At 42.6% G+C, this 7,876-nt stretch carries 6 protein-coding genes; 5 read left to right on the forward strand and 1 reads right to left on the reverse strand.

All coding sequences use genetic code 11. The features are described from left to right. The first annotated feature begins 19 nt into the window (after nt 1-19). The 3 genes from I6E24_RS06460 to I6E24_RS06470 all read left to right on the forward strand — a co-directional run bounded on the left by I6E24_RS06460 (nt 20) and on the right by I6E24_RS06470 (nt 3,598). Entirely contained in the window at nt 20-2,314 is a 2,295-nt protein-coding gene (locus I6E24_RS06460; RefSeq protein WP_235327196.1) for a bifunctional dihydroorotate dehydrogenase B NAD binding subunit/NADPH-dependent glutamate synthase, read from the forward strand. 177 nt (nt 2,315-2,491) lie between these two features. Then, nucleotides 2,492-2,998 (forward strand): GNAT family N-acetyltransferase, encoded by a 507-nt coding sequence (locus I6E24_RS06465; protein ID WP_235327206.1) that lies wholly within the window; start codon nt 2,492-2,494, stop codon nt 2,996-2,998. A gap of 6 nt (nt 2,999-3,004) precedes the next feature. After that, the gene (locus tag I6E24_RS06470; protein WP_235327198.1) at nt 3,005-3,598 is read left to right on the forward strand and encodes an epoxyqueuosine reductase QueH; all 594 of its coding nucleotides are present in this window, start codon (nt 3,005-3,007) and stop codon (nt 3,596-3,598) included. 112 nt (nt 3,599-3,710) lie between these two features. Here I6E24_RS06470 and I6E24_RS06475 read toward each other — a convergent pair whose 3' ends face one another. After that, entirely contained in the window at nt 3,711-4,412 is a 702-nt protein-coding gene (locus I6E24_RS06475) for a hypothetical protein (RefSeq protein WP_262911897.1), read from the reverse strand. Nucleotides 4,413-4,580: 168 nt separating this feature from the next. Here I6E24_RS06475 and hflX point away from each other — a divergent pair, with 168 nt between their 5' ends. Continuing rightward, nucleotides 4,581-5,840 carry a GTPase HflX gene (hflX, locus tag I6E24_RS06480; protein WP_235327200.1) on the forward strand — a complete coding sequence of 420 codons (1,260 nt, stop codon included), beginning with the start codon at nt 4,581-4,583 and terminating at the stop codon, nt 5,838-5,840. A gap of 51 nt (nt 5,841-5,891) precedes the next feature. Further along, on the forward strand, nt 5,892-7,535 hold the full coding sequence (locus I6E24_RS06485) for a fumarate hydratase (protein ID WP_154044968.1): 1,644 nt from the start codon (nt 5,892-5,894) through the stop codon (nt 7,533-7,535). Nucleotides 7,536-7,876 lie beyond the last annotated feature (341 nt).

Raw genomic sequence — 7,876 nt, forward strand, 5'->3', positions numbered from 1 at the left:
CTAACTTTAAGAGTTTAAAATGAACAAAATTATTTCAAAAGAACATTTTTCAGAGAAGGTTTTTAAGCTTGTTATTGAAGCTCCTCTGATTGCAAAATCTCGTAAAGCAGGTCATTTTGTCATCGTACGTGTAGGCGAAAAGGGCGAACGTATGCCTCTTACCATAGCCGAAGCAGATCCTGTTAAGGGTACCATTACTTTAGTGGTTCAGAAAGTGGGATTGTCTTCAACTCGTCTTTGTGAGTTGAACGAGGGTGATTATATCACAGACGTAGTAGGACCTCTTGGTAAGGCTACACATATTGAAAACTTTGGTACTGTGGTTTGTGCCGGAGGTGGAGTAGGTGTTGCTCCTATGCTTCCTATAGTTCAGGCTCTGAAAGCTGCCGGAAACAAGGTGATTACAGTACTTGCAGGACGCTCAAAAGAACTTATTATTCTGGAAAACGAGATGCGTGCAAGTTCTGACGAAGTAATTATAATGACAGACGACGGATCGTACGGAAAAAAAGGTTTGGTGACTGAAGGAATCGAAGAAGTCATCAAACGCGAAAAAGTGGACAAATGTTTTGCCATTGGTCCTGCCATCATGATGAAGTTCGTTTGTCTTCTTACAAAAAAATATGAAATCCCTACAGATGTATCTTTGAATACTATTATGGTGGATGGTACAGGTATGTGTGGTGCATGCCGTATCACTGTGGGTGGCAAGACTAAATTCGTTTGTGTAGATGGTCCAGAGTTCGACGGACATCAGGTTGATTTCGATGAAATGCTCAAACGTATGGGAGCATTCAAGGAAATTGAAGTAGAAGAAATCCATAAACTTGACCCTAAACTGGATACATGCGAAGCTGTTAAACCGGCTGACGACCGTTCAGCACAGTGGCGCGAAGAATTGCGCAAGAGCATGAAGCCTAAGGAACGTACACTGATTCCACGCGTACATATGAACGAACTTGATCCTGAATATCGTTCTCACAGCCGTAAGGAGGAAGTTAATCTTGGCTTGAACGAAGAACAGGCTCTTACTGAAGCTAAGCGTTGTCTTGACTGTGCCAATCCTTCATGTATGGAAGGCTGTCCTGTAGGAATCAATATACCTACATTTATAAAGAACATCGAACGTGGTGAGTTCCTCGAAGCTGCACGCGTTTTGAAACAGACTAGCGCACTTCCGGCAGTTTGCGGTCGTGTATGTCCACAGGAAAAACAGTGTGAGTCTAAATGTATACATCTCAAGATGGGACACGAAGCTGTTGCTATTGGTTATCTGGAACGCTTTGCTGCAGATTATGAACGCGAAAGCGGACAGATTTCTGTTCCTGAGATAGCAGAAAAGAAAGGTATCAAAGTAGCTGTTGTTGGTTCTGGTCCTGCAGGTCTTTCATTCGCTGGCGATATGGCAAAGATGGGTTACGATGTAACTGTGTTCGAAGCTTTGCATGAGATTGGCGGTGTGTTGAAATATGGTATTCCTGAATTCCGCCTGCCTAATAAGATTGTTGATGTAGAAATAGAAAACTTGTCAAAGATGGGTGTTAAGTTTGTGAAAGACTGTATCATCGGTAAAACAGTGAGCGTAGAAGATCTTGAGAATGAGGGATTCAAAGGTGTATTCGTTGCTTCTGGTGCCGGTCTGCCAAACTTTATGAATATTCCGGGAGAGAACTCAATCAATATCATGTCTTCTAATGAGTATCTTACTCGTGTCAACCTGATGGATGCTGCAAGCGAAGATTCTGATACACCTGTCACATTTGGCAAACGTGTAGCTGTAATCGGTGGTGGTAACACGGCTATGGACTCTGTACGTACTGCCCGTCGTCTTGGGGCTGAAAGAGCAATGATTATCTACCGTCGTTCTGAAGCAGAAATGCCTGCACGTCTTGAAGAAGTCAAGCATGCTAAGGAAGAAGGAGTAGAATTCCTTACACTTCATAACCCTATCGAATATATTGCCGACGAAAAAGGTCGTGTAAAACAAGTGGTTCTTCAGAAAATGGAACTTGGCGAACCTGATGCTTCAGGTCGTCGCAGTCCTGTAGCGATACCTGGAGCTATCGAAACAATAGATATAGATATGGCTATTGTCAGTGTAGGTGTATCTCCTAATCCTATTGTTCCTAACTCTATTCCAGGTCTGGAACTCGGACGTAAGGGTACTATCGCTGTAAATGAGGATATGCAGTCATCTATTCCTACAATTTATGCCGGTGGTGACATTGTTCGTGGTGGTGCTACAGTTATCCTTGCTATGGGCGATGGTCGTCGCGCTGCAGCTGCAATGGACAAACAGTTGAGCGGAAAGTAAAAATGGATTAAATACCGTTTAAACAGTGTTTAAATGGTATTTAAACAGCATTTAAATATTTCAAATGAGCAGTCTTAACCATTATGTAATGGTTGAGGCTGTTCATTTTTTTATTTGTATTAGTATTGTTAATAGATTAAAGTACTACTTTTGCATTCGTAATTTATTCAGAATATGATGAGCATGATAATAAGAAAAGCTGTTCCTACAGATATTGACAGGCTTATGCAGATATTTGCCATAGCGAGAGAGTTTATGAAATCTTCCGGCAATCCTAATCAGTGGATTAACGGCTATCCACAAGAGGAACTGATAAAAAATGAAATAGAACAGGGGCATTGTTTCGTTTGTATTAATAATGACGATGGAATGGTGGTTGCAACTTTTTGTCTTATTCAAGGTCCCGATCCTACATATTCTTATATAGAAGATGGAGCATGGCCTGATAAAGAACCGTATTACGTGATACACCGTCTGGCGTCAGATGGTACTGTGAAAGGAATAACAGGATTTTGTATAGATTGGTGTCAGCAGATTTCTCCATGCCTTCGTGCCGATACACATCATGACAATAAGGTGATGCAGCATCTTCTTGAAAAGAACGGTTTTGTGAAATGTGGAATAATTTATGTTGCAAATGGAACACCTAGAATTGCTTATCAAAAAAATCTCATGAACAAATAGAAGTCTATGAAAAAGAAAAAGTTTCAGATAGAAGTGCCGGGAGGAGCGGACAAGGTTCTGCTTCACACATGTTGCGCCCCATGTTCGTCGGCAATTATCGAATGTCTGATGCAGCACGGTGTGCGTCCTACTATATATTATTGCAATCCTAACATCTATCCACTCGATGAGTATAATATCCGTAAGGATGAGTGTACACGCTATGCCCAGTCGTTGGGGCTGGATATCATTGATGCCGATTATGATCATCCGCAGTGGCTGGAATGCATAAAAGGTATGGAGAATGAACCGGAAAGGGGAGGGCGCTGCCTACGTTGTTTCAAGATGCGTTTGCGCGATACGGCACGTTATGCCAATGAGCACGAATTTACAGTTATCACTACCACGCTGGCTTCATCGCGTTGGAAAAGCTTGGACCAGATAAACGAGGCAGGGCATTATGCTGTCGAGCCGTACCCTGATGTCGTATGGTGGGAGCAGAACTGGCGCAAGGGAGGGTTGAGCGAACGTCGTATAGCGATTATAAAGGAATATAATTTCTACAACCAGCAGTATTGCGGATGTGAGTTCAGCATGCGTAAACCTTTGGATTCTGAATAATAAATCTTGAAATCGGGATGAAGTTGGCGTGACACGAACGTGTTACGCATGAAACACGAACGTGTCACTCTCTAACACGAACGTACAACGAGTGTAACACGTACGTGTAACGCTATTTAAGTGGGCTTGTTTGACTATCTTTTCCTTCTTCTTCTACTTGTTTTTTCTCTATAGGTTTGGAATTTTCCTTGTAAGCCGAGAATCCTTTCACTATTACCCTTTCCTTCTTCGTACCTTCGTCTTCTTCGGAAATGGCTGAACCTAGTTTGTCTATGTTCTCTTTTATCGCGTTTCTCGTGTCAAAGAAACTGTCGAGTATCAGTTTCAGATGTTCTTCGGGCTCCAGAACACTTTCTGTAAAGAATGTATGGCAGTGCGAGTGTATACCAATCTCTTTGTCGCCCTCATTTTCGGCCATGAATACGGTAGTGATAAATGAACTTATGTTTACAGCGTTTATAACCTCCTTCAGGTATGGCAACACAGGATTGTCGGCATTGATGGTTCCCCACCATGGATACCATATCATTACGAATGGAACATCTTCCTGAAACGATAGGTAGAAATCGTCACCCTGATACATGAAGCCTATGTTGCCCTCTTCGTTCTTTTCAGGGTTACATCCCATTTTCTTGAGTGTCGATACGATTAGTTCTTCTGTAGAAAGTTTTGGTGTCTCGGTAGCAGGAGTTTCGTTTTTTAAACAGCTTATAATTTTCTTTTCCCTTCGCCATGAAAGGTAAACTATTATTGCTGGCCATAATGCAAGAGCAAGAACGGCCACAAGGATTGTAATGTCTGAAATGTTGTTCATAATTTAAGGCTTAAACGTTTGATGTGGTATAAAGATAAGAAAAAAGATATAGAATAAAAAGCAAGGATGAAAAAAATAACAGCATTATGATACGTTATTTTATCTTTATAATGAAAATAAACGGAGATTTTTAGTTAAGTTTGCATCCAGAATATACATTTATCGTTGATGAAAGAATTTGTAATATCCGAAGCACAGACTGAGAAGGCTGTATTGGTGGGTTTGATTACCCAAAACCAGAACGAAAGAAAGACTAACGAATATCTTGATGAATTGGCTTTCCTTGCAGAAACGGCGGGAGCCGAGGTGGTGACACGCTTCACCCAGAAACTTGATACTCCAAACTCTGTCACATACGTTGGAAAAGGTAAACTTCAGGAAATTAAGGATTATCTTCTCCAGATGAACGAAGATGAGGAAACAGAGATTGGTATGGTGATATTCGATGATGAACTTTCCGCCAAACAGCTCAGAAACATAGAGAACGAACTGAAGGTGAAGATTCTTGACCGTACTTCGCTTATTCTAGACATTTTTGCAATGAGGGCACAGACGGCAAATGCGAAAACCCAGGTTGAGCTGGCACAGTATAAATATATGTTGCCAAGACTGCAACGTCTGTGGACACACTTGGAACGTCAGGGTGGTGGTTCCGGTGCCGGAGGTGGTAAAGGTTCTGTGGGACTTCGTGGTCCGGGTGAAACCCAGCTGGAAATAGACCGCCGTATCATCCTTAACCGTATGGCGTTGCTCAAACAGAGACTGGCAGAAATAGACACCCAGAAATCTACACAGCGAAAGAACCGCGGACGCATGATACGTGTGGCGCTCGTGGGATATACCAACGTGGGAAAATCAACAATAATGAACCTTCTTGCAAAGAGTGAAGTGTTTGCAGAGAACAAACTGTTTGCTACACTTGACACTACTGTGAGAAAAGTTATCATTGAAAATCTTCCTTTTCTGCTTTCCGATACTGTAGGATTTATACGTAAGTTGCCTACCGACCTTGTTGAATCATTCAAATCGACTCTGGATGAGGTGCGCGAGGCAGACCTGCTGGTACATGTAGTAGATATCTCGCATCCGGATTTCGAGGAACAGATACAGGTAGTGGAGAAAACCATATCAGATATAGGTGCCGGAGGAAAGCAGAGTATGATAGTGTTCAATAAAATTGATGCCTATAGCTATGTGGAAAAGGCAGAGGATGACCTGACTCCGAAGACGAAGGAAAACATTACGCTGGAGGAACTGATGAATACATGGATGGCAAAGATGGACGACAACTGTATCTTTATCTCTGCCAAGGACAAGTCGAACCTGGAGGATTTCAAGAATATGCTGTATAAGAAGGTACGCGAACTGCATGTTCAGAAGTATCCTTATAACGACTTCCTCTATCAGACATACGAAAGCGAAGAATAAGACAAAGTAACTAATAACTAGAAACTCAATAACTCATAAACTTAAAAGAATATGGCAACACCAGAATTTAAGTATCAGCCAATGTTCGAACACGGACATGACAATACAGAGTATTATCTGCTTACTAAAGATTATGTATCAGTAAGCGAGTTTGAAGGCAAACCTATCCTTAAGATTGAAAAAGAAGGTTTGACTGCTATGGCTAATGCGGCTTTCCGCGATGTATCTTTTATGCTTCGCCGTTCGCACAACGAACAGGTTGCAAAGATTCTTACTGACCCTGAAGCCAGCGACAACGACAAGTATGTAGCTTTGACTTTCCTGCGTAATGCTGAAGTTGCTGCTAAGGGTGTTCTTCCTTTCTGCCAGGATACAGGTACTGCAATTATCCACGGTGAAAAAGGACAGCAAGTATGGACAGGATACTGCGACGAAGAAGCTCTCTCACTTGGTGTTTACAAGACATATACTGAAGAGAACCTGCGTTACTCTCAGAATGCTCCTCTTACAATGTACGAAGAAGTGAATACTCGCTGCAACCTTCCTGCACAGATTGATATCGAAGCTACTCAGGGTATGGAATACGAATTCCTTTGCGTGACTAAGGGTGGTGGTTCTGCAAACAAGACTTACCTCTATCAGGAAACTAAGGCTATCCTTAATCCTGCTACTCTTGTTCCTTTCCTTGTAGAAAAGATGAAGACTTTGGGTACAGCTGCTTGTCCTCCATATCATATCGCATTCGTAATCGGTGGTACTTCTGCTGAAAAGAACTTGCTGACAGTGAAACTTGCTTCTACTCGTTTCTACGATAACCTGCCTACTACAGGTAACGAATACGGACGCGCATTCCGCGACGTGGAACTTGAAAAACAGGTATTGGAAGAAGCTCACCGTATCGGCCTTGGCGCACAGTTCGGAGGTAAATACTATGCACACGACGTACGTATCATCCGTCTGCCACGCCACGGAGCATCTTGCCCTGTAGGTCTTGGAGTATCTTGCTCGGCTGACCGTAACATCCGCTGTAAAATCAACAAGGATGGTATCTGGATTGAAAAACTTGATTCAAACCCAGGCGAACTGATTCCGGAAGAATTGCGTCAGGCTGGCGAAGGCAATGCGGTTAAGATTGACTTGAACCGTCCTATGCCGGAAATCCTTGCCGAACTCGACAAGTATCCTGTAGCTACACGCCTTTCTTTGAACGGTACTATCATCGTAGGCCGTGATATCGCTCACGCTAAACTGAAAGAACGTCTTGACCGCGGTGAAGACCTTCCACAGTATATCAAGGATCATCCTATCTATTACGCTGGTCCAGCCAAGACTCCGGCTGGTATGGCTTGTGGTTCTATGGGACCTACAACTGCCGGACGTATGGACCCATACGTTGATTTGTTCCAGAGCCACGGCGGCAGTATGATTATGCTTGCCAAAGGTAACCGTAGCCAGGCTGTTACAGACGCTTGTAAGAAGCACGGCGGTTTCTATCTCGGTTCTATAGGCGGTCCTGCAGCTATCCTTGCCCAGAACAATATCAAGAGCATCGAATGCGTAGAATATCCTGAACTTGGAATGGAAGCTATCTGGAAGATTGAAGTGGAAGATTTCCCTGCATTTATCCTCGTTGATAACAAAGGAAACGATTTCTTCAAGCAGATTAAGCCTCGTTGCGCAGGAAACTGCAAATAATGGGATAACTGCCCGCAGAAAATAGATTTTCAATAAATAATATAACACGGGTTATGCCGGATGTTTTTCCGGTGTAATCCGTGTTTTTTTCACAAAATAATAGGATAAAACGCAGAATAAAGCGAATTTGAGCATTCTCGCTGACAGTCTGAGAGTTTGGCTTCGAATGGGACAAATTGGCATAAGGTCGGGAAAACGGATTTAGGCAGATTGCAGGTTCATCCGACATTTCGCGTGATAGTTTATTAAAGAAGAAAACCGCTGCACAAATTGTATATTTGAATAAGCACAAGCAAACGTACAATTATGAACAGCAGTTTTCTATATCATGCGTGGGGTCT

Origin of the sequence: Bacteroides caecigallinarum, assembly GCF_021530995.1 — a bacterium.
GTDB classification, from domain to species: domain Bacteria; phylum Bacteroidota; class Bacteroidia; order Bacteroidales; family Bacteroidaceae; genus Phocaeicola; species Phocaeicola faecigallinarum.